This is a genomic window from Flavobacterium sp. ST-158 (assembly GCF_058309975.1).
Map to the genome: position 1 here is coordinate 43,155 of NZ_JBZEEN010000002.1, position 23,195 is coordinate 66,349.

At 34.4% G+C, this 23,195-nt stretch carries 15 protein-coding genes; 13 read left to right on the forward strand and 2 right to left on the reverse strand.

Going from position 1 to position 23,195, the window contains the following annotated elements; genetic code table 11:
* Positions 1–197 precede the first annotated feature (197 nt).
* Positions 198–644, reverse strand: coding sequence for a peptide-methionine (R)-S-oxide reductase MsrB (msrB, locus tag AC4FRF_RS04715; protein WP_491158327.1), 447 nt, complete (start codon positions 642–644; stop codon positions 198–200).
* A 20-nt stretch (positions 645–664) separates the two neighbouring features.
* Positions 665–1,114, reverse strand: a complete 450-nt coding sequence (locus AC4FRF_RS04720; protein WP_491158328.1) for an META domain-containing protein — start codon at positions 1,112–1,114, stop codon at positions 665–667.
* 150 nt (positions 1,115–1,264) lie between these two features.
* Here AC4FRF_RS04720 and AC4FRF_RS04725 point away from each other — a divergent pair, with 150 nt between their 5' ends.
* From AC4FRF_RS04725 to AC4FRF_RS04785, 13 genes are all read left to right on the forward strand, one after another.
* Positions 1,265–1,735, forward strand: a complete 471-nt coding sequence (locus AC4FRF_RS04725) for an OsmC family protein (protein ID WP_491158329.1) — start codon at positions 1,265–1,267, stop codon at positions 1,733–1,735.
* Between the two features lie 327 nt (positions 1,736–2,062).
* Entirely contained in the window at positions 2,063–5,086 is a 3,024-nt protein-coding gene (locus tag AC4FRF_RS04730; RefSeq protein ID WP_491158330.1) for a SusC/RagA family TonB-linked outer membrane protein, read from the forward strand.
* Positions 5,087–5,098: 12 nt separating this feature from the next.
* Entirely contained in the window at positions 5,099–7,036 is a 1,938-nt protein-coding gene (locus tag AC4FRF_RS04735; RefSeq protein WP_491158331.1) for a RagB/SusD family nutrient uptake outer membrane protein, read from the forward strand.
* 268 nt (positions 7,037–7,304) lie between these two features.
* A complete protein-coding gene (locus AC4FRF_RS04740; RefSeq protein WP_491158332.1) occupies positions 7,305–9,764 on the forward strand; it encodes a glycoside hydrolase family 95 protein in 2,460 nt (819 codons plus the stop codon).
* A 33-nt stretch (positions 9,765–9,797) separates the two neighbouring features.
* The gene (locus AC4FRF_RS04745) at positions 9,798–10,634 is read left to right on the forward strand and encodes a sialate O-acetylesterase (RefSeq protein WP_491158333.1); all 837 of its coding nucleotides are present in this window, start codon (positions 9,798–9,800) and stop codon (positions 10,632–10,634) included.
* Between the two features lie 4 nt (positions 10,635–10,638).
* Complete coding sequence (locus tag AC4FRF_RS04750; RefSeq protein ID WP_491158334.1) at positions 10,639–12,576, forward strand: glycoside hydrolase family 97 protein; 1,938 nt, start codon at positions 10,639–10,641, stop codon at positions 12,574–12,576.
* An 18-nt stretch (positions 12,577–12,594) separates the two neighbouring features.
* The gene (locus AC4FRF_RS04755) at positions 12,595–15,186 is read left to right on the forward strand and encodes a glycoside hydrolase family 31 protein (RefSeq protein ID WP_491158335.1); all 2,592 of its coding nucleotides are present in this window, start codon (positions 12,595–12,597) and stop codon (positions 15,184–15,186) included.
* 53 nt (positions 15,187–15,239) lie between these two features.
* On the forward strand, positions 15,240–16,199 hold the full coding sequence (locus tag AC4FRF_RS04760) for a glycoside hydrolase family 43 protein (protein WP_439228357.1): 960 nt from the start codon (positions 15,240–15,242) through the stop codon (positions 16,197–16,199).
* Between the two features lie 29 nt (positions 16,200–16,228).
* Positions 16,229–17,785: a glycoside hydrolase family 43 protein gene (locus AC4FRF_RS04765; protein ID WP_491158336.1), complete on the forward strand. Its 1,557-nt coding sequence runs from the start codon at positions 16,229–16,231 to the stop codon at positions 17,783–17,785.
* 52 nt (positions 17,786–17,837) lie between these two features.
* Positions 17,838–18,962, forward strand: coding sequence for an alpha/beta hydrolase-fold protein (locus AC4FRF_RS04770; protein ID WP_491158337.1), 1,125 nt, complete (start codon positions 17,838–17,840; stop codon positions 18,960–18,962).
* A 39-nt stretch (positions 18,963–19,001) separates the two neighbouring features.
* On the forward strand, positions 19,002–19,895 hold the full coding sequence (locus AC4FRF_RS04775) for an alpha/beta hydrolase (RefSeq protein WP_491158338.1): 894 nt from the start codon (positions 19,002–19,004) through the stop codon (positions 19,893–19,895).
* A 12-nt stretch (positions 19,896–19,907) separates the two neighbouring features.
* The gene (locus tag AC4FRF_RS04780; RefSeq protein ID WP_491158339.1) at positions 19,908–21,251 is read left to right on the forward strand and encodes a glycoside hydrolase family 43 protein; all 1,344 of its coding nucleotides are present in this window, start codon (positions 19,908–19,910) and stop codon (positions 21,249–21,251) included.
* Positions 21,252–21,257: 6 nt separating this feature from the next.
* The gene (locus AC4FRF_RS04785; RefSeq protein ID WP_491158340.1) at positions 21,258–23,192 is read left to right on the forward strand and encodes a glycoside hydrolase family 97 protein; all 1,935 of its coding nucleotides are present in this window, start codon (positions 21,258–21,260) and stop codon (positions 23,190–23,192) included.
* Positions 23,193–23,195 lie beyond the last annotated feature (3 nt).

Below are 23,195 nucleotides of genomic sequence, written 5' to 3' on the forward strand. Positions count from 1 at the left end.
TTTGTTTTATATATATGTGAAAATATTTTTAAAGCAAAGCTTCGCAAAGTAAATCGCAGAGAAGCTCTAAAAATAATCCGTCAAAATCTTTTTAATTTGTGACTTTTTCTAAGCACAAAGGATACAAAGATTCTTAGAAGAACTTAAAAAAACTTATGCGAACCTTTGCGTTTTCTTCGTGAATCTTTGCGTAATAGTTATTCTTTTATTTTTTCGATAGAAACAGCGTTAATACAATAACGCAATCCGCTTGGTTCAGGGCCATCAGGAAAAGTATGCCCCAAATGTGCATCGCAAATGTTACAAACACATTCGATACGAATCATTCCGTGGCTCACATCTTTGTTGTAAGCTATATTTTCAATTGCAATAGGTTGAGTAAAGGAAGGCCAACCTGTTCCACTTTCAAATTTTGTTGTAGAATCAAAGAGAGGCGTTTTGCAACATTTGCAAGCGTATTTTCCCGGTTCAAAAAGACTACATAATTCTGAACTATGCGGTCTTTCGGTTCCTTTTTTACGTGTTACATAGTACTCTTCATCGGTTAATTCTAATTTCCATTCCTCATCCGTTTTTTGAACTCTTCTAGGAGGAGTTGGATTGCCCTGAGTGGCAAATTTTATTAAATCGTTCCAGTTTAACATACTGTTTTTTTTTTGGGAAGTTATTTTAAATATACCGCTACAAATTTTGCCAATGGAGCCATTCTAGCTTTGTTTAACTGTAAAGTATCATTTTTTACCGTATAATTATCTACTGTTTCTAGTACATTAAAAAAAGCATCCTCTACTGTAGGTTTCAAACAAGCCATTTTAGTAGCTCCTAGTTTTGAAAAAGTTATTCGGTTCATATCGGCTTGAAGTTCATAAGTTCCAAAAAAAGAATTACAACCGCCATTTCCTGTAACTTTATTATCTGTTGATTTCAATATAAAATGTGGTTCTTTTGAAACAAAATTTTCAGATGTCACTTGTTGACCTCTAATTTCAATTAATTTCCAATATTTTTCTGTAATTTCGGAAGTTTTGTCGCCTTTTATTTTTTTAGTTGAATTACAAGAAAAGAATAGTATTGAAAGCGCTAAAAGGCTAATTGTTTTAAAAGAATGTTTCATTTGGGGAATTTTATATATGTTATACAAATATAAAAAAGCAATTACATTTTCGATGTTTATACTTTCTTAATTTTTTATTGAAACACTATTGGATGTATTTCAGTGTAATAATAGATTTATATATTTGATTACTTTAACAATATATACACTATGGGACTTAAACATTTATTTAAAGCTACATTAAACTGGACTTCAGTTCCAAAAGAAACTATTTCAACTTCTAAAAAAACTTTAAAAAATCATCAAATTAGTATTGAAGGTAAGGCTATTTTAAATGTTTCTGCCGCTAAAGTTTTTAAGGGAGATGCAAGTTTGTATAATCCTGAAGATTTACTGTTAAGTAGTTTGGTTTCCTGCCATATGATGTCTTATTTATATGTTTGTGCTCAAAATGGGATAGAGGTTGTTTCGTATCAAGATAATGCCGAAGCGACTCTTGAAGTTTTCGAAAATGGTTCAGGGCGTTTTATTGAAGTTCGTTTGTTTCCTAAAGTGATCATAAAACAAAAAGATCAAATAGCAACAGCTTTGCATTTACATGAAAAAGCTAATGAACTTTGTTTTATTGCAAATTCCTGTAATTTTCCAATTTTTCATTTTCCTTGTTGTGAAGTAAATTAGTTTGTATTTAATAGTAATTGATTTTAGAATTCATTTTTATCAAAATTCATTTTTCTCATCTAAATTCATTTTTATTCTATTACTAATAAAAATTAGTACTTTTTTTTATTTAAAAAAAAATACAAATTATATGCAACCGATTGTGTAAATTTTGTATGTTTGTAATGTTAAACTCTTTTAGGTTTTATTTTGTACGATATTCTTTTGTTTTTTTTGAAGATGTTGGAAAGAAGTAAATAGTGTTTAATACTTTATTAATTAACCAACTAAATTATTTTTATGATTAACTTTTTTATTTTTAAAAGTAAATCAAAACATATAAAACATTTGAGTTTTCTTGTTTTGATGTTTTTGTTTTCTGTTGGGGCTAATGCTCAATCAACAGTTTCTGGAGTTGTCTCTGATGCAAATGGTCCTATTCCGGGGGCAAATGTTTTAATCAAAGGGACCAATACAGGAGTGATGACAAATTTTGATGGAGCATACTCCATTAAAGATGTACCTTCTGGAGGTATACTGGTTTTTAGTTTTGTGGGTTTAGAAACTAAAGAAGTCAAAGTAAATGGTCAAACTAAGATTAATGTTGTTTTAGAGGAAAATTCGAATGCTTTGCAGGAAGTAGTAGTAATAGGTTATGGGACTCAACGTAAAGAAGCTGTTACGGGATCTGTTGTCTCAATGAGTTCAGATGAACTGCGAGAAATTCCGTCGACAAATATCTCTCAAGCTTTGCAAGGAAGGTTGACAGGTGTTGATATTTCTCAAACAAATACAAAACCAGGCGCAAATATGCAAATTAGAATTCGTGGAACACGTTCCTTGACAGCTAGTAATGATCCGCTAGTTGTATTGGATGGAGTTCCTTTTGCAGGAAATTTGACTGATATTAATCCTAATAATATAAAAAGTATTGATATTTTGAAAGATGCTTCTGCTACTGCAATCTATGGTTCAAGAGGAGCTAATGGGGTTATTTTGGTAACTTCAATAACAGGAAAAAAAGGGCAAAGAGCACAGTTTACATACAATCAATATTATGGTCTTAAACGAGTTTTTGGAGAATATCCAATGATGAATGGAGAAGATTTTGTGAAATTACGTGCAATAGCTAATAAGTATTCCAATGGAACAGATGAGTTTGATGACGTGGATACCAATTGGCAGAAATTATTATATACCACTGGTGTTGTGATGAGTCATGATTTGGCAGTTTCTGGTGGTACGGAATTAGGGGCCTATAATTTTGGTGTTGGATATTATAAGGATGAAGCTGTTATTCCTGGGCAGAATTATGAGCGTATAACATTAAATGGTTCTTTGAATCAAGAAATTGGAAGGTTTAAATTTGGTTTTTCATCAAATAATAATTATTCGGTAAATAATGGGAATGGATTAGGTGTTGGTGGAGTTTTAAGTAATTCTCCAATTTCAAATCCTTATAATGATGACGGTACCTTAAAAAGGGTTATTCACATGGGAGCAGATGATGCATTTGTTACTACAAAAGAAGTTATAGAAGGATTAGGAGATAAATACATTGATCAAACAAGAGCTTTCGGTTCTTATAATAATGTTTTTGGTGAAGTAAAGATACCGGGGATTACAGGTTTAAAATATCGTGCTAATCTTGGATTGAATTTCCGTGCGAATTTTGGAGGTAATTATACAGGTGAAGGCGTTTTTGCAGTAAATGAAACTACAGTTTCTACTGCTAATGTAAATAGTTCAATAAACACAAGTTGGATACTTGAGAACTTATTGACATATGACAGAACTTTTGAGGAGAAACATAATTTTAATTTCGTGGCATTATATTCCAATGAAAAATACAATTTCAATAGTTCGAGTTTTTCAGCTAAAGATATTGCTTCAGATGATTTTCAATTTTATAATTTAAGAAATGCAAATGGTGATTTAGTAGCTAATGATGGTGCATATAGTCAAAGTGGTTTGAGATCCTATATGGCCAGAGCAATGTATACTTTTGATAATCGTTATATGCTTACTGCTACTGTACGTTCAGATGGTTCTTCAAGATTAGCTCCAGGTCATAAATGGCATACTTACCCTGCTGTTTCCGCTGGATGGAATATTAAAAATGAATCTTTTATGAATAAATTAGATGTGATTGATGCATTAAAAATTAGAGTTGGGTATGGAGAAACTTCCAATCAATCGGTAGATCCTTATCAAACTTTAGGAAGTTTGGCACCGGTAAAATATAACTTTGGTGATACTAACTATTCAACAGGGTATTACGTAAACAGATTACCTAGTCCAGATTTAGGCTGGGAATTTTCGCAAACTTGGAATTACGGTTTAGATTTTGGTTTTTTAAACAATCGTTTATCCGGAACTATAGAATATTATGATACCAAAACTAATGATCTTTTATTAGGGGTAAGTTTACCACCAACAGCTGGTGTTGGATCTTATACTGCCAATATAGGATCGACTCAAAATAAAGGGTTTGAGGTAGCACTTAATGGTGTTATATTAAATAATAAAGATGGTCTTAATTGGGAGTTAGGAGTGAATTTATCTGCCAACAAAAATAGAATTACTTCTTTAGCATCTGGACAAGACAGGGATGAAGGAAACTGGTGGTTTGTAGGTCACTCTATTAATTCAATTTATGATTATAAAAAAATTGGTTTGTGGCAAACTGATGATGCTAATCTTACTAAGTTTGAACCAGGGGGGAATGTGGGAATGATTAAGGTATTATATACAGGGGATTTTAATGAAGATGGAACTCCAACCAGACAAATTGGGGCAGCAGATCGTCAGATTATTAATACTGATCCAAAATTTGTTGGAGGATTTAATACTCGTTTAAGTTTCAAAGGTTTTGATTTAAGTGCTATAGGTGTATTTAGAAGTGGAGGATTGATAAATAGTTCTTTATACGGTTCAGGGGGGTATTTAAATTTATTGACTGGGCGAAGAGCTAATGTTAAGGTTGATTATTGGACGCCTGATAATACAGATGCAAAATACCCAGCACCAGGAGGGATTCAGAGTGGAGATAACCCAAAATATGGTTCAACATTGGGGTATTTTAATGGATCATATTTAAAAATTAGAACAATTACTCTTGGTTATAATTTTAAAAGAGAATTAATTGAGAATTTGGGAATACAAAAATTACGTTTGTATTGTACAGTCCAAAATCCATTTGTATTCTTTTCTGATTATCATAAAGAATCAGGTATGGATCCAGAAGCTAATTCAATGGGTAATGAAAATGCTGCAGTACCTCTTAGTAACAATTTAAGTCGTATTTTGACTATTGGGGCTAATACGCCATCTACAAAAAATTACGTATTTGGTCTTAATTTAACATTCTAAAAAATCAAGGTAATGAAAAAGATACAATTTAAAACTTATTTCGCGTCTACAGTCTTTATGGCTTTGTTTGCAATCAGTTGTTCTGATGTTTTGGATGAAAAACCACGCGCTACTTTTACTCCTGAATATTTTAAAACAGAAAAAGGGGTAAATGGAGGATTGACATCCTTGTATTTTAACTTAAGAAATTTATATGGTCAGGCATACTATTATAATTCACTTATAACAGGAACAGACGAAGCTACATATGCACAAAGTGCTGATGGTAATTTTAAAGATATGGATTTGTCCGGTGCTGGGTCTTTGACTCCTACAAGTTATCCAACAGGAATACTTTGGGGTACTGTTTTTTCCAATATTAATACAGCTAGTGGTATTATTGAAAATGGTGGAGAAGTAGGTGTATCAGAATCATTAATTGCAGAAGCAAGATTCTTTAGAGCTTTTGATTATTTTTTATTAGTACAAACTTACGGAGGGGTTCCTTTGGATTTAGGATCAGGTGACCTTAAATTTAATATAAGTCCATCTCGTTCTTCTGTTCGTAATACTGTACCTGATGTGTATACTAAAGCTGTTTTTCCTGATTTAATTAAGGCAATTAATGATTTACCAGCAACACCACGTGTAACTGGGGCTTTAACTAAATCGGCTGCTAGATTATATTTGTCAAAAGCCTATTTAACATACGCTTGGTGGTTACAAAATCCTAATAATATCCCAACCTATCCAGAAACAAATAGAGTTGACCCTGATGGACACGATGCAGCTTGGTATTTTCAACAGGCTTATGATGTAGCTGTAGAAGGTATTAATAATCCAGGTCCGTTTGCTTTACAGCCAACTTATTATGATGTAAATTTAGGATCGAATGATCGTAATAGTGAAATTATCTTGTATGCAGATCATACAGAAACAAGTGAACTTTTTAATGGTTCAAGTTTGACCTATGGAAGTGGTGGTGCACCTGATAATTTTGCAGGTTGGATGATGACATGGAATTATACTGAATTAAGAAGTTCAGGAATAAGTACTGTTCAACGTGAAGCAGAACAACACCTTGGAAGACCATGGACTCGTATGTGTCCTACAATAGGCGTTATTGAGAATACTTTTGCAGATAAAATAAATGATTCTCGTTATGATGGAACTTTTACAACTGTTTATCGTGCAAACTGGCCTAAAGCTGGTTTAACAAATACCAGTATTAATAACGCAAATAATTTACCAATTATTCCTGGAGATGCAGTTTTAACTTTCTTAAATGATGAACCATCTACAGCTATAACTTATCCTGCACCAGGAAATGGAGGAGATAGTAATATAGGTGCTGGTACTTTACCCGGAAGATCAGATTATGTTATTTCACCACGTGGTGTAAGTAGAAAAGCATACCCAGGATTATGGAAATTAGGACCATATCGTACTGATAATAATGGAGGTTTAGGACAACCTAATGCAGGATCAACACGTCCATTTAATATTGCTAAATTTTCTGAATTCTATTTCATTGCCGCTGAAGCTGCTGTAAAAGGTGCTACTACACAAGTAGGTAAAACAGCTAGAGAGTTAATTAATGTAATCAGAGCGCGTGCTGGAAAATGGAGATTTGATAACAATGGAAATGTAGCTAAAGTTGTTGATAATAGTGCTGCAATGACTGCTGCCACTCCAGCAACAATTACAATAAATTATGTTTTAGCAGAGCGTTCTCGTGAGTATTATGCTGAAGGATACCGTTGGTTTGATTTAGTTCGTACTCAAAAATGGGGAGAATTAGCCTCTTCATATGAAATATGTGGTGCCGATAAAGGAGATCATACACCTATAGCGGTTAATAGAACAATTTCTAATTATTTATACCTGAGACCAATTCCGCAAAATCAAATTGATGCTATGATTATGACGGATGCAGAGAAAGCTGCTTACCAAAATCCAGGCTACAATTAATTAAGTTAATTTATTAATATTAATATGGAAAAACATTTCCATCTATTTTCCTATTGGTATTAATATTATTTAAAAAATGTGTGTTTTAATTAGTATTTTTTGGTTTTTAAAAAGTCGAGAGCTGGTTACTCTCGGCTTTTAATTTAGTTAGATTATAATTTAAAAATTCATAGATATTTTTTCTATGAATTTTTTTAGACTTTTTTTTAAATGTAAAATGAACACATATTATTTAGTCATTAGTTTTAAAGAATAAATTAAATATTTTATGAGAAAAATATTCATTATAGCTTTGCTTTTAGTACAATGTTTAGATTATGCACAAGAGAACAATAATTTTAAGCTTTGGTACAACCAACCATCTGGTCAAATTTGGGAAAATGCTTTGCCAATTGGTAATGGATTTTTGGGAGCTATGGTTTATGGGAATGTTGCTCATGAAATTATTCAGTTGAATGAAAATACCGTTTGGAGTGGAGGACCTAACAGAAATGATAATCCAGCTGCTTTGGCTGCATTACCAGAAATTCAAAAATTAATTTTTAAAGGCAAACACAAAGAAGCGGAAAAATTAGCTAACGAAGCTTTTATTTCTAAAAAGTCCCATGGTCAAACGTTTCAAACCGTGGGGAATTTGAATTTGACTTTTGAAGGACTGGAAAACTTTTCTGATTATAGAAGGGAATTGGATATTGGCAATGCCATATCAAAAACTACTTATGTTGTTGATGGTGTAACCTATACCAGAGAGGCTTTTGTATCTTTTGCAGATAGAGTTATTGTTATACATCTTACGGCAAGTAAAAAAGGGAGTATTTCATTTACTGCCGATTATACTTCGCCTCATAAAATCAAAAATTTTGCAGTAAATAATTCTAAAGATTTAGAAATTTCAGGAACTACCAGTGACCATGAGGGGGTGGCAAGTATAATTAAATTTAAAGGTATCACTCGTATTCAATTAGATAAAGGAAAACTGGAGCAAACCGAAAATTCACTTAGCGTTAAAGGAGCAAACTCAGCTACATTATTGATATCAATTGCTACTAATTTTAAGAATTATCAGGATGTCAGTGGAAATGAAAACCAACGCGCTTTGGATTATTTGAATAAAGCTTCTGGGAAATCGTATGCATCACTTAAAAAAGCACATATTGCTGCGTATCAAAAATATTTCAATCGGGTAAAATTGGATTTAGGAACGACTCCAGAAGCCAATTTGCCAACAGATGAACGTTTGAAAAATTTTAGAAATACCAATGATCCTCAATTTGTAGCACTATATTATCAGTATGGTCGCTATTTATTGATTTCGTCTTCTCAACCAGGAGGTCAACCTGCTAATTTGCAAGGAATTTGGAATAATAGTCTTAATCCGGCATGGGATAGTAAATACACGATTAATATCAATGCCGAAATGAATTATTGGCCGGCCGAGAAAACCAATCTTTCCGAATTGCACGAGCCTTTTTTACAAATGGTTAAAGATTTATCTGAAACTGGAAAAGAGACTGCCAAAACAATGTATGGTGCGAGAGGTTGGATGGCACACCACAATACCGATATTTGGCGTGCAACAGGAGCTGTAGATGGTGCTTTTTGGGGTTTGTGGACCGCAGGTGGCGGATGGGTCAGTCAGCATTTATGGGAACATTATCTTTATACAGGTGACAAAGAATTTTTGGCATCCATATATCCAGTTTTGAAAGGGGCTGCTTTGTTTTATGTCGATTTTCTCGTAAAACAACCTAAATACAATTGGTTGGTAGTCAATCCTGGGAATTCTCCGGAGAATGCACCACAAGCGCATAATGGTTCTTCACTAGATGCCGGAACCACAATGGACACTCAAATTGTGAATGATGTTTTTAATACAACCATTCGTACTGCACAAATCTTAAATGAAGATGCTACTTTGATTGCTACTTTAAAGCAAATGCTTAGCCAATTGGCACCAATGCACATTGGAAAATACAACCAACTTCAAGAATGGCTGGATGATATTGATGATCCAAAAGACAATCACCGCCATGTGTCTCATTTATATGGATTATTTCCATCCAATCAAATATCGGCATACAAAACGCCTGAATTATTTGCGGCTTCAAAAAACACATTATTGCAACGCGGCGATGTATCTACAGGTTGGAGTATGGGATGGAAAATAAATTGGTGGGCAAAATTGCAAGATGGAAATCACGCTTATTCATTGATTAAAAATCAACTCACTCCTCTAGGGGTAAACAAAGGAGGTGGTGGTACTTATAATAATTTATTTGACGCACATCCACCTTTCCAAATTGATGGGAATTTTGGATGCACTTCCGGAATTACGGAAATGCTGGTTCAAAGCTCGGATGGAGCCATTCACTTGCTTCCTGCATTACCTGATGTATGGAAAAATGGAAGCATTAGTGGAATACGCGCCAGAGGTGGTTTTGAGATTGTCAATATGGAATGGAAAGATGGAAAACTTATTAATTTAGCAGTGAAATCAACTTTAGGAGGAAATCTAAGATTGCGTTTGCCAAATGATATGAAAGAAAAGTCCGGAGTTGATTTGGTAATTGCAAAAGGAGAAAATCCGAATCCTTTTTATTTTGTAAATGAAACGGCAGAGCCCATTATATCTAAAGAATATAACATTAAACCATTGGAATTAAAACCAACAATTTTGGTCGATATAGCTACTGTAAAAGGGAAAACGTACACATTTGTGACTAAATAAATTATTATATCCAAAATCTAAAAATAGAACAATATGAAAAATAAATTTAAAGCACTGTTTCTAGTATCAGTATTATTTTGTGTATCAAATACATTTGGACAAAATCCTAAATTTTATGTTTATCTGTGTTTTGGACAATCTAATATGGAAGGTAATGCTAAGTTTGAACCACAAGATACTGTAGTTGATAAAAGATTTCAGGTTTTAGAAGCAGTCAATTGTGATAATTTGAAAAGAAAAAAGGGAGAGTGGTACACTGCAGTTCCACCTTTAAGTCGTTGTACTACAGGATTGACTCCATCCGATTATTTTGGAAGAGAAATGATAGCTAATTTGCCTGATGATGTAACAGTAGGTGTTATCAATGTAGCTGTTGGTGGTTGTAAAATTGAACTTTTTGACAAAGATAATTATGAATCCTATGTAAGTACATCGCCAGATTGGTTAAAAAATACGGTGTCACAGTATGATGGAAATCCTTATGCCAGATTAGTAGAAATGGCTAAAATTGCTCAAAAAACAGGTGTAATAAAAGGAATATTATTGCATCAGGGTGAATCAAATACCGGAGATGTGCTTTGGCCAAAAAAAGTAAAATTAGTGTATGACAATTTATTGAAAGATTTAAATCTTCAAGCGGAATCTACGCCTTTACTAGCCGGAGAAGTTGTTCATGCCGATCAAGGAGGTATTTGTGCCAGTATGAATACAATCATTGCTACTTTGCCAGAAGTCATTCCAAATTCTTATGTGATTTCTTCAAGTGGAATTCCTGATGCTAAAGATAATCTGCATTTTACGGCTGAAGGGTATAGAATATTAGGGAAACGATATGCAGCAAAAATGCTTGAAATAACTAAAATTAAGTAAGAGTATGAAATTCAAAATATATGTATTTATTGGATTTTTGTTTGGAATACTTCCGGCTTTTTCCCAGCAATTAAAATTACAATCCCCAAATAAAAAAAATACGGTGGAATTGTTCTCTATGAATGCTGGTAATAGAGGCGAATGGTATCTGAAAGTATCCCACAATGCAGATAAAAATACATCTGAAATTCTTCCAAAAGTACATCTTGGATTGTCTCGAAATGATCAGGATTTTTCGAAAGAACTTCTTTTTTTAAAGGCAAGTAAATCAAAAATGATAAAGGAGCACTATGAACTTCCTTTCGGCAAAAAAGCAGTGCGTGATAATGAAGCCAATGAAGTGGTGGTCTCATTTGAAAATCCAAGTAAAGCTAAATTAAATCTTATCATTAGAGCTTATAATGACGGAATTACTTTTCGATATGAATTTCCCGAAAAAAAAGGAACTTATAGTTTAAAAGATGAATTTACCGCATATGAAATTCCAAATAAAAGTACGCGATGGTTAGAAAAATGGAATCCGGCCAATGAAGGTTTGTATGCTGCTTCTAGTGAAGATAAAATATTGCAACAAGAGTGGTGCTATCCTGCCTTATTCAATTCCGTTGACAAATCGTGTTGGTATTTGCTCCACGAAGCTGATTTAGACCGCAATTATTGTGGAACAAAATTAAGTAATACGCAGGATGTAAATACATATAAACTTACTTTTCCTGATCCCAGAGATGGTAGAGGAACCGGTGAATCAAATCCGAGTATTTTACTACCATGGCAATCGCCTTGGAGGGTCATTACTATTGGAAGTTTAGCCGATATTGTAGAAAGCACTTTGGTTGAAGATGTATCAACTCCCACAAATTTTAAAAATACGGATTGGGTGAAACCAGGAAAAGTATCCTGGAATTATTGGTCGAGTAACCACGGCACCAAAGATTATAAAATTGTTTGCGATTTTACTGATTTGGCAGTAAAAATGGATTGGCCTTATACGCTTTTAGATTGGGAATGGGATGGAATGACAAATGGCGGGAATCTTGAAGATGCCTTGAAATACATCCATTCTAAAGGTATAAAACCCTTGATGTGGTATAATTCCGGAGGAGATCACACTTGGGTCTCTTCTACTCCAAAAAACCGTATGCTTACCCATGAAAATCGAGTGGAAGAATTTACAAAATTGAAAAAGTTAGGTGTTGCTGGAGTCAAAATTGATTTTTTTGAAAGCGAAAAACAAAACATGATACAATACTATCTTGATATTTTGGAAGATGCCGCTCAATTTGAAATGATGGTTTATTTTCACGGATGTATCGTACCTCGTGGTTGGTCTCGAACCTATCCTAATTTAATGACTTACGAAGCAGTACGTGGAGCCGAATGGTATAATAACGGACCGGAATTTAGTGTTACCGCACCAGAGCATAACACTATTTTGCCTTTTACAAGAAATGTTGTCGGAGCGATGGATTATACGCCTGTTACATTTACAAATTCCCAATTTCCGCATCATACTTCTTATGGACATGAATTGGCGCTTTCCGTAATTTTTGAGTCTCCATTGCAACATTTGGCAGACAGACCAGAAGGCTATTATGAACTTCCGGATGAAGCCAAGACTTTTTTGAAAGAGGTACCTACAGCTTGGGATAACACAAAACTTATTGATGGTTATCCGGGACAAGAAGTTACCATAGCGCGCCAAAAAGGGGATACTTGGTATATTGGAGGTATTAGTGCCTCAGAACGTCAAGAAAAAACAAAGAAAATCAAGTTGGACTTTTTGAAAGAAGGGATGAGTTATCGCGCCGTTATCATTGCTGATGGTAAGCACGATAAGGATTTTAATTCACAAGTAATGGTAGTTGATAAAACAAATACTATTGAAGTAAAATTACTCCGTAGAGGTGGTTTTGTAGTTTCTTTAAATCCAATTCGAAATTAATATTAACGATAAATCTGAATGAAAATATTGCTATATATATTGTTTTTAAGCGTGCTGGCTACTTCAATTAGTGCCCAGCAGTATAAAAAGCACACTTTAACGAAAGAAGGATTGTCTATAGATTTATCGGAAGGAATTTTAAATATAATTCCTCTTACTGATAATTCCATACGAGTGCAATATCAAATTGGAAATGCAAAAGAAGCGCAGGAGTTTGTTTTAATAAATAAACCAAAAACACCAATTTTCAAATTAAAAGAAAGTGCCAATGATTTAAAACTTTCAACAAAAGAAATTACGGTTACATTCGATAAAAAAACTACAGTAATTCAGTATTTGGATAAATCTGGAAAAGTATTCCTTAGCGAAAAAGCTAATACAAGGTCATTGAAACCAAATACCATTATGGGAGAATCTTGTTTTGTAGCTGAACAAGGATTTGAATCGCCTCAAGATGAATATTTGTTTGGATTAGGACAATTTCAGGATGGTTTTTACAATTTAAAAAATACTACTAGAAAGTTAATTCAAGTCAATACACAAATTGCCATTCCATTTTTAGTTTCTAATAAAGGCTATGGTTTATTATGGCATCAATATGGTTTGACTAATTTTAATCCGAGTAACCAAAATATTCCTTTGGTTAAAAATGATATAAAAGATGGCGAAAAACGTGAAGTTGAAGTAACAACTACTTCTGGAACACAAAGAGTTTCCCAACAGCAATCCATTTATACGGGTAGTTTTTCAGTAGCAAAAGACGGAAAATACTCTGTAATGCTTGATCTGGGAGATATGGACAGCCGCCATTTGGTTTTGATTGATGATATAGATGTTATTAATCAATCTAATTTATGGCTTCCGCCGGCGGTGAGTAAATTAGTGAATTTGAAAGCAGGAGAACATTCCGTAAAAGTTGTTTGTAAATCGAGTAATACACCGACACTTGGTTTAAAATTATCAAATAATGAAACTGTTTTTAATTCTCCCAATGCCAAATCACTGGATTATGTGGTTTTTGCAGGGAAAAATACGGATGAAATTATAGCGAATTACCGAAATCTTTCAGGAAATGTACCTATGTTGCCGAAATGGGCTTTCGGTTTTTGGCAATGCCGCGAACGATATACTTCTGGAGAGCATTTGGTTTCTACTATCAAAGAATTTAGAAAGCGTAATTTACCAGTAGATGTCATTGTTCAGGATTGGCAATATTGGGGCAAATACGGTTGGGGAGTTCCAAAATTTGATGAAACTCATTATCCTAAACCGGAAAGATTCATCAAAGAATTGCACGATTTGAACACTCATTTTTCTATTTCTGTTTGGGAAAATTTGAATAAAGAATCTGAAATTGCAAAACCTTATTTGGCAAAAAACTTATTCATCCCGAATAGTCCTTGGATTGATATTTATAATCCGGAAGCCCAAAAAACACATTGGAATGCACTCGACAAAAATCTGTTTGTTCTTGGTGTGGATTCTTGGTGGATGGATGCAACGGAACCTGAAAATGATGCATTAAAAGGCAAACAAACCTTTTTTGGTTTAGGTGATTTTTACCGTTTGACGTATCCATTATTTGTAAGCAAAGCGGTGTATGAAGGACAAAGAAACACGAATCCAGACAAAAGAGTCGTTACCCTGACCCGTTCGGCATTTTTAGGGCAACAACGTTTTGGTACAATCAATTGGTCAGGAGATATTGGCTGGGATTGGGATACTTATAAACGTCAAATAGTGGCGGGATTGAATTATAATCTTACCGGAATGCCCTATTGGACCACTGATATTGGAGGCTTTTTCCGTCCAGGTCCAGGACAATATAAAGACGAAAAGTATCACGAAATATTGATGCGTTGGTTTCAATGGGCTGTTTTCAATCCAATATTCCGTATGCATGGCTATCAAACGGAAACGGAACCTTGGAAATATGGAGAAACTGTGGAAAATAATATGAGGTCTATGATGAATCTAAGATATCAATTGATGCCTTATATCTATTCTGAAGCTTGGCAGATTTCCAGTAATAATTCTACTTTGATGCGACCATTGTTAATGGATTTTAATGGTGATACCAAGGCGGTAAGTCAAGCTTATGAATATATGTTTGGAAAAGCATTTCTGGTAGCACCAGTGACTGAGGCTAATGTTACTAACTGGAATGTGTATTTACCAAAGCAAACCACTTGGTATGATTTCTGGACAGGAAAACGATTTGAAGGTGGACAAACAATTGCAACGCCAGCACCATTAGATCAAATTCCGATTTTTGTAAAAGAAGGTTCTATTGTACCAATGGAAAAAGTAATTCAAAGTACTCAAGAGAAGCAAGATGAACTTGAAATCCGAATTTATACGGGTAAGGATGCAACTTTTACATTGTATGATGACGAAGGGGATAATTACAATTATGAAAAAGGAGAACACATTGAAATTCCTATAATTTGGAACGAAAAGAGTCAAGTGTTAACTATTGATGACCAAAAAGGAAATTATAAAAATCAAATAAGAACTTATACGATGAATATTAAATGGATTTCAGAAAAAGAAACTGTTAGTAAAACAATTAAATATTCAGCGAAGAAAGTAGTGTTAACAAAAGAATAAAATAAATACCGTTAAGTAATAACTATTATAACCAACCTAAAATAACTATAAATATGAAATTGAAAACTAAGATTGTATTGGCATTTTGTTGTTTGCCAATGATTGAAATGACAGCCCAAAATCCAATTATAAAACACATTTTTACTGCAGACCCTTCTCCGATTGTACATAACGATACTTTGTTTCTATATACTGGTCATGATGTAGCAACAGAAGCAGATACCAATTATAAAATGGCCGATTGGCACGTATTTTCAACAACTGATATGGCCACGTGGAAAGATCACGGAGCACCGCTTTCTCCAAGTACTTTTTCTTGGGCTACAGGAGATGCTTATGCCGCTCAATGTATCGAGCGAAATGGTAAATTTTACTGGTTTGTCTCTACCTTTCACGAAAAAGATGATGTTAGTGGCGGTGGAGCTGCCATAGGAGTTGCTGTTTCAGATACGCCTACAGGGCCTTTCAAAGATGCCATAGGAAAAGCACTTGTTATTAACGAAATGACTAAAGATTTACCTCACGCATGGGATGATATTGATCCTACCGTATTTGTGGATGATGACGGGCAGGCCTACATGTTTTGGGGTAACGGAAGTTGTAAGTGGGTGAAATTGAAAGAGAATATGACTGAAATAGACGGTTCCATTACTACTTTCAAACCAAAAAATTATATAGAAGGACCTTGGGTTTACAAAAGAAAAGGCCTGTATTATTTAGTATATGCTAGTGCTGGTACAAAACCAGAAATGATAGAGTATTGTACAGCAACAAGCATTACAGGACCTTGGACGTACCAAGGAATTATTCAGGAAAATGTACCTAACAGTTTTACTACTCATCCAGGTATCATTGACTATAAAGGAAAATCGTATTTCTTTTACCATAACGGAACTTTACCAACTGGAGGTAGTTACAGACGCTCTGTTTGTGTAGATTATATGTATTATAATGAGGACGGAACGATTCAAAAAGTAATACAAACTACTGATGGCGTTAAAAAAATCGAGTAATAATTAATTCAATTTAAATCTTTTATCCAATGATACATAAGAACAGGTTTATCTTCTCATGTCTGCTTATAATTATCCAAATGGTCGCTTTTGCACAAGAAAAAAAAGCACAAAATCCAATTATTTATGCTGATGTTCCGGATATGTCTATGATAAGAGTAGGAGATACGTATTATATGAGCAGTACCACAATGCACGTGAATCCAGGAGTACCCATTATGAAATCGACTGATTTAGTCAATTGGAAACTGGTTAATTATGCCTATGAAACATTAGAAGATAATAACGATAGACTCAATTTAGAAAACGGTAAAAATGATTATGGCAGAGGTTCTTGGGCTAGTTGTTTGCGCTACCAAAACGGAATTTATTATGTAAGTACTTTTTCAGGAACAACAGGCAAAACCTATATTTATTCAACAAAAGATATCGAAAAAGGATCTTGGAAAAAAATAGTTTTAAACAGTTCTTACCATGATCATTCTATTCTTTTTGATGATGATGGAAAAGTGTATCTGGTTTGGGGAGCAGGAAAACTTGAAATTATAGAGCTAAACAAAGACCTTTCAGGTGTAAAAGAAGAAACGAAAAGAGTCTTGATTGAAAATGCCAGCGCACCTGCTGGAAATAACATTATGCTAAATTCTGAAGGTTCTCAACTTTTTAAAATAAACGGAAAGTACTATTTATTTAATATTTGTTGGCCGCGTGGCGGAATGCGAACTGTAGTTATCCATCGTGCCGATAACATCAATGGTCCTTGGGAAGGAAAAGTGGGATTACAAGATCAGGGTGTGGCTCAAGGCGGACTTATAGATACTCCGGATGGCAGATGGTTTTCGTATTTATTTAAAGATAATGGAGGCGTTGGTCGAATTCCTTATTTAATTCCCGTTAAATGGGAAAATGGTTGGCCAATTTTAGGCGAAAATGGGAAAGTTCCGGAATATTTAGATTTACCACCTAGCAAAGGATTAATTCCGGGAATTGTAAATTCTGATGAATTTAATCGTAAAAAAGGAGATGCAGCTTTGCCTTTGGTTTGGCAATGGAACCATAATCCGGATAATTCACTTTGGTCGGTTACAGAGCGAAAAGGCTATTTAAGATTAAAAACATCAAGAATAGACAGCAGTTTTGTTCAAGCCAAAAATACCTTAACTCAAAGAACTTTTGGACCAGAAAGTTCCACAACGACACTTGTTGATGTTTCTAAAATGAAAGAAGGAGATCTTGCCGGACTTTCTTTATTACAAAAACAATATGGTTTGATTGCTGTTAAAATTGAAAACGGTTCTAAAAAAATTGTAATGATTGATGCCGCACAAGACATTCCAAAAGAAATTGAAAGTGTTCCTTTAAATCAGGACAAAGTATATTTTAAAGCAGCATGTGATTTTAAAAACAGAGCAGATAAAGGACGGTTTTATTACAGTCTTGATGAAAAAAAATGGACTCCTATTGGAAACACGATAAACCTACCTTATACACTTCCGCATTTCATGGGCTATCGTTTTGGATTATTTAATTATGCAACTAAAAATCCAGGAGGATATGTTGATTTTGATTGGTTTAGAATTAAATAGTTGATTTAATATTATGATTATAAAAAAGTAAAAATTTAAATAATTAAAAAACATGAAAAAGTATTCAATTATCTTATTCGTATTTCTAACGTTCTCTGGTTCTTTGTGTTCAGCACAAACAGCACAGGCAACTATTATTGAAGATTTCAAACCTTCAACAGTAAATCAACCCGGACAAGAATATCCTCAAGTGAATTCTCAAGGCTATGCTCGATTCCAAATTAAAGCACCCGATGCTAAATCGGTTGTGGTAAGTCTGGGATTGGGGGGAGCAAAAGGAGGAACTGAACTTTCTAAAGGAGAAAATGGATTTTGGATAGGGACTACTGCTGGTCCTATGGATGAAGGATTTCATTATTATCACGTTACAGTTGATGGAGGTGTTTTTAATGATCCTGGAGCACTAAATTTTTATGGCTCTACTCGTTGGGAAAGTGGTATCGAAATTCCGGCTCATGATCAAGATTTTTATGCTTTGAAAAATGTTCCTCATGGTCATGTACAGCAAATTCTTTTTCCTTCAAAAAGCACCAATACTTCACGTAGAGCTTATGTCTATACACCGCCAAGTTATTCAAAAGAGCAATCAAAACGTTTTCCAGTTTTGTATTTGCAACACGGTTGGGGAGAAGATGAAACAGCTTGGAGCAATCAAGGACGCGTCAATTTGATCATGGATAATTTAATTGCCGAAGGGAAAATAAAACCTTTCATTATTGTGATGACTTATGGAATGACTAATGAAATCAAATGGGGGGGTATAGCAAGTTTCAAGATTGAACCATTTCAGACGGTTTTGGTCGATGAATTAATTCCTTATGTGGACGCTAATTTCCGTACGTTAGCCAACCAACCCAATCGTGCAATGGCTGGTCTTTCTATGGGAGGTATGGAAACCCATACAATCACATTGAATAAACCAGATGTTTTTTCACAATTTGCACTGCTAAGTGGAGGCATTTATACTCCGGAAGAGATTAAAGATAAATCTAAAGTGAAACTTATTTTCATAAGCTGTGGAAGTCGCGAAAATCCAGATCGTGTTCAAACTGCTGTAAAAGGACTTAAAGAGGCTGGATTCAATGCCGTTTCCTACGTGTCTGGTCAAACAGCTCATGAGTTTCAAACTTGGCGTCGCAGCATAAAAGAATTAGCTCCTTTGCTTTTTAAAGATTAAAAGAATAATTAAGCTATCAATCAATCTAAAAATAAAATAATGAAAAAAATTATCGCTACAGCAAGCATGCTTTTTATGTGTAACCTAATTGTTGTTGCCCAAAAAATAGAAAAAGAAGGACCAAAAGGATTTGACCAGGAAAGAGCAGCTATTGCACACGGTAAAATAGACACCATTTCTTATGATTCAAAAACAGTAGGCACAACCAGAAAAGCTTTGGTTTATACTACTCCTGGTTTTTCAAAAAGTAATAAATATCCCGTACTTTATTTGCTACACGGTATTGGTGGTGATGAAAAAGAATGGTTAAAAGGAGGTTCTCCTCAAGTAATATTAGATAATTTATATGCTGAAGGAAAAATTAAACCAATGATTGTGGTGATGCCAAATGGTCGCGCTATTAAAGATGATAGAGCTACAGGAAATATTATGGCTCCGGATAAAGTTCAGGGGTTTGCCACTTTTGAAAGAGATTTGCTGGACGATTTAATTCCGTTTATTGAAAAAACATATCCCACCTTGACCGATAGAGAGAACCGTGCCATTGCTGGACTTTCTATGGGAGGTGGACAATCACTGAATTTTGGTTTAGGGAACTTAGATAAATTTGCCTGGGTAGGAGGTTTTTCTTCTGCACCAAATACTAAATTACCCGAAGTTTTAGTTCCAAATCCAGAAGAAGCAAAGAAACAATTAAAACTGTTATGGATTTCCTGTGGTGATGCTGATGGATTACTTAATTTCAGTAAACGTACTCACGACTATTTACTTCAAAACAATGTACCTCATGTGTATTATTTAGAACCAGGCGGGCATGATTTTAAAGTTTGGAAAAATGGTCTATATATGTTATCTCAGTTTTTGTTCAAGCCTGTTGATGTTTCATCATTAAACCAATACACTATTTTAGATAACACCTCTAAAGGAAAGTAAAAAACATCAATTATGATTAAATTATTAGAATATAACACAAAAAAAATAAGGGTTTTAGGAGTCCTGTTTCTTTTGAATTTTGCAGCAGTAATGGCTCAAAAACCAATAATTCAAACTAAATATACGGCTGATCCTGCTCCAATGGTTCATAATGACACCATATTTCTTTATACTTCACATGATGAAGATGATGCCAAAGGATTTAAAATGCTCAATTGGTTATTGTATACATCAACCGATATGGTCAATTGGACGGAGCATGGAATTGTTGCTTCTCTAAAAGACTTTTCTTGGGCCAGACAAGATAATGGTGCTTGGGCAGTGCAATGCATTGAACGCAATGGTAAATTTTATTTATACTGTCCCATGCATGGTGGAGGTATCGGGGTTTTAGTTTCTGATAGTCCTTATGGACCATTTAAAGATCCTCTGGGTAAGAGACTAGTGTATTCTGATCATAATATTTGGGACGACATCGATCCAACTCCGTTTATTGATGATGATGGTCAGGCTTACTTGTACTGGGGGAATCCGCATTTGTATTATGTCAAACTGAATGAGGATATGATTTCTACTTCAGGCGAAGTTGTAAAAGTGGATTCAAAACCTAAAAATTATCAGGAAGGACCGTGGGTTTGGAAAAGAAATGACCATTATTATTTAGCCTATGCTTCTACTTGTTGTCCGGAAGGTATTGGGTATGCAATGAGTAATTCCGCTACAGGACCTTGGGAATACAAAGGAATGATTGTAGATGCAAGCGAAAAAACAAGAGGAAATCATCCCGGAATTATTGATTATAAGGGGAAATCCTATGTTTTTGGACACAGTTATGATTTGATTAAAAGTGAAACTTCTACCTTTTATGAAAGACGTTCTGTTGATGCTGACAGGATTATTTATAACGAGGACGGAACTATTCAAAATCATTCTTATTTTACAAATGAAGGTCCTGAACAAATAGAAACAGTCAATCCATTTAGACGTATTGAAGCCGAAACTATGGCTTGGAGTAAAGGCGTTAAAACAGATAAAAGTGAGGATACGGGAGTATATGTCACCCAAATTCACAATGGCGATTTTATTCAGGTGCGAGGAGTTGACTTTGCAAAAGGAGCTAAAAAAATAGAAATTATAGCTGCTTCTTTAAATGAGGGAAAGGTTGAGGTTCGTTTGGATAATGAAGTTGGTGAAATTATTGGAACACTAAAAATTGGAAGTACTGGTGGATGGCAAAACTGGAAAACAGTTCAAACTAAAGTTAAGAAAGTAGATGGTGTGCATGATTTGTTTTTTATTTTTAAAGGAGGACAAGGAGAGTTGTTTAATTTTGATGCATGGAAATTCAGTAAATAGATAAAAATGAGAAAAATAATTGTTTTATACTGCTTGATAATGGCTTCGGTAGTTTATTCGCAAAACACAATGTCAGTTTCTAGTCCTGATGGAGAATTGATATTGAATGTATTGGTCAAAAGTGGTCAACCCGTTTATTCAGTAACGTATAAAGGTGGAATTGTACTAGAAGATTCTCCATTAGGACTAATTACTAATGCAGGTGATTTTACGGCTAATATGAATTTTGTAAGTTCAGCTACAGCTAAAGTGGAGGAAAATTACAATCAAACAAAAATTAAACAATCGCAAGTAAGCTATAAAGCAAATACTTTAAACTGTGTGTTTTCGAATGCTAAAGAACAAAAAATAGCTGTTTTGTTTCAAGTGAGTAATAATAATATTGCTTTTAGATATGAAATCCCTTCTTGGGGAGATACTAAAGTTTGCGTCGTTACTGAAGAAAAGACAGGATTTAGCTTTCCTTCTTCAACAACTACATTTCTTTCTCCGATGATGAGACCGATGACGGGATTTGCGCGTACAGCACCTAGTTATGAAAGTGGTTACGAAGCCGATTTGCCATTGGATAAGGCTACATCTTCTGAAGGTTATGTATTTCCGGGACTTTTCCATTTAGGAGATAAAGCATGGGTTTTGTTATCCGAAACAGGAGTTAGTAGTTTATATACAGGCTCACATTTGAGTAAGTTTAAAGATGGATTGTTTACTGTAGAATATCCTAATCCCAAACAAAATAATGGTTTTGGAAGCTCGGGAGCACAAATAAGCCTTCCTGGAGTAACACCTTGGAGAACGATTACTGTTGGTGAAACACTCAAACCAATTGTTGAAACAACAATCCCTTTTGATGTAGTAAAACCACTTTATAAACCATCGCAAGAATATAAAACGGGGCGTGGTTCCTGGAGTTGGATTGTTTGGCAAGACAATAGTATGAACTACGATGATCAGGTTAAATATATTGATTTGGCTGCTGCTATGAAGTTCGAATATATTCTAATTGATGCCTGGTGGGATGAAAGAATTGGTTATGAAAAAATGAAAGAATTAATCCAGTATGCCAAATCTAAAAATGTAGAGGTATTCTTGTGGTACAATTCGAATGGTACTGCAAATGATGCATTTCAGACTCCGCTTAATAAAATGAATACTACGATTGCCCGAAAAAATGAGATGAAATGGCTCAAAGAAACTGGTGTAAAAGGGCTGAAAGTAGATTTCTTTGGTGGTGACAAGCAAGAAACAATGAAATTGTACGAAGATATTCTTTCAGATGCGAATGATTATGGTCTAATGATAATTTTTCACGGTACAACTCTTCCACGTGGTTGGGAAAAAATGTATCCCAATTTTGTTGGTAGCGAAGCTGTTCTTGCCTCCGAAATGCTAATTTTTTCGCAGGATGTTCGCGAAAAAGAAGCTTATTTTGCGTCATTACACCCTTTTATTCGAAATGCGGTTGGAAGTATGGAATTTGGTGGAGTATTGTTAAATAAATTTCTAAATAAAGGAAATCAAAAAGGACAAGAGCGTTTAACCACTGATGCTTTTCAGTTAGCAACTGCTGTTCTTTTTCAAAATCCTGTTCAAATGTTTGGTTTGACTCCCAATAACCTTCAAGATGTGCCAGCATTCGAATTGGATTTTCTGAAAACTGTTCCAACCACTTGGGATGAGACTGTTTTTATTGATGGTTATCCAGGGAAATATAGTGTAATTGCCCGAAGAAATAATCAAAAATGGTATGTTGCTGGTGTGAATGCCGAAAAAACAGCTAAAGTGTTAAAACTTAAATTGCCAATGCTTGCTGATCAAACAATCAATATCTATAATGATAAGGTTGATAAAGAAACGTATACAACATCGGTTAAAGTTTCTAAAAAAGGAGATCTTACAATTACAATACAACCTAATGGAGGATTTGTATTAACAAATTAAAAT

Coding starts and splice junctions, on each gene's coding strand:
- AC4FRF_RS04735 (WP_491158331.1), top strand. CDS start 5,099: ATGAAAAAGATACAATTTAAAACTTATTTCGCGTCTACAGTCTTTATG.
- AC4FRF_RS04725 (WP_491158329.1), top strand. CDS start 1,265: ATGGGACTTAAACATTTATTTAAAGCTACATTAAACTGGACTTCAGTT.
- AC4FRF_RS04770 (WP_491158337.1), top strand. CDS start 17,838: ATGAAAAAGTATTCAATTATCTTATTCGTATTTCTAACGTTCTCTGGT.
- AC4FRF_RS04745 (WP_491158333.1), top strand. CDS start 9,798: ATGAAAAATAAATTTAAAGCACTGTTTCTAGTATCAGTATTATTTTGT.
- AC4FRF_RS04750 (WP_491158334.1), top strand. CDS start 10,639: ATGAAATTCAAAATATATGTATTTATTGGATTTTTGTTTGGAATACTT.
- AC4FRF_RS04760 (WP_439228357.1), top strand. CDS start 15,240: ATGAAATTGAAAACTAAGATTGTATTGGCATTTTGTTGTTTGCCAATG.
- AC4FRF_RS04775 (WP_491158338.1), top strand. CDS start 19,002: ATGAAAAAAATTATCGCTACAGCAAGCATGCTTTTTATGTGTAACCTA.
- AC4FRF_RS04720 (WP_491158328.1), bottom strand. CDS start 1,114: ATGAAACATTCTTTTAAAACAATTAGCCTTTTAGCGCTTTCAATACTA.
- AC4FRF_RS04780 (WP_491158339.1), top strand. CDS start 19,908: ATGATTAAATTATTAGAATATAACACAAAAAAAATAAGGGTTTTAGGA.
- msrB (WP_491158327.1), bottom strand. CDS start 644: ATGTTAAACTGGAACGATTTAATAAAATTTGCCACTCAGGGCAATCCA.
- AC4FRF_RS04785 (WP_491158340.1), top strand. CDS start 21,258: ATGAGAAAAATAATTGTTTTATACTGCTTGATAATGGCTTCGGTAGTT.
- AC4FRF_RS04755 (WP_491158335.1), top strand. CDS start 12,595: ATGAAAATATTGCTATATATATTGTTTTTAAGCGTGCTGGCTACTTCA.
- AC4FRF_RS04765 (WP_491158336.1), top strand. CDS start 16,229: ATGATACATAAGAACAGGTTTATCTTCTCATGTCTGCTTATAATTATC.
- AC4FRF_RS04740 (WP_491158332.1), top strand. CDS start 7,305: ATGAGAAAAATATTCATTATAGCTTTGCTTTTAGTACAATGTTTAGAT.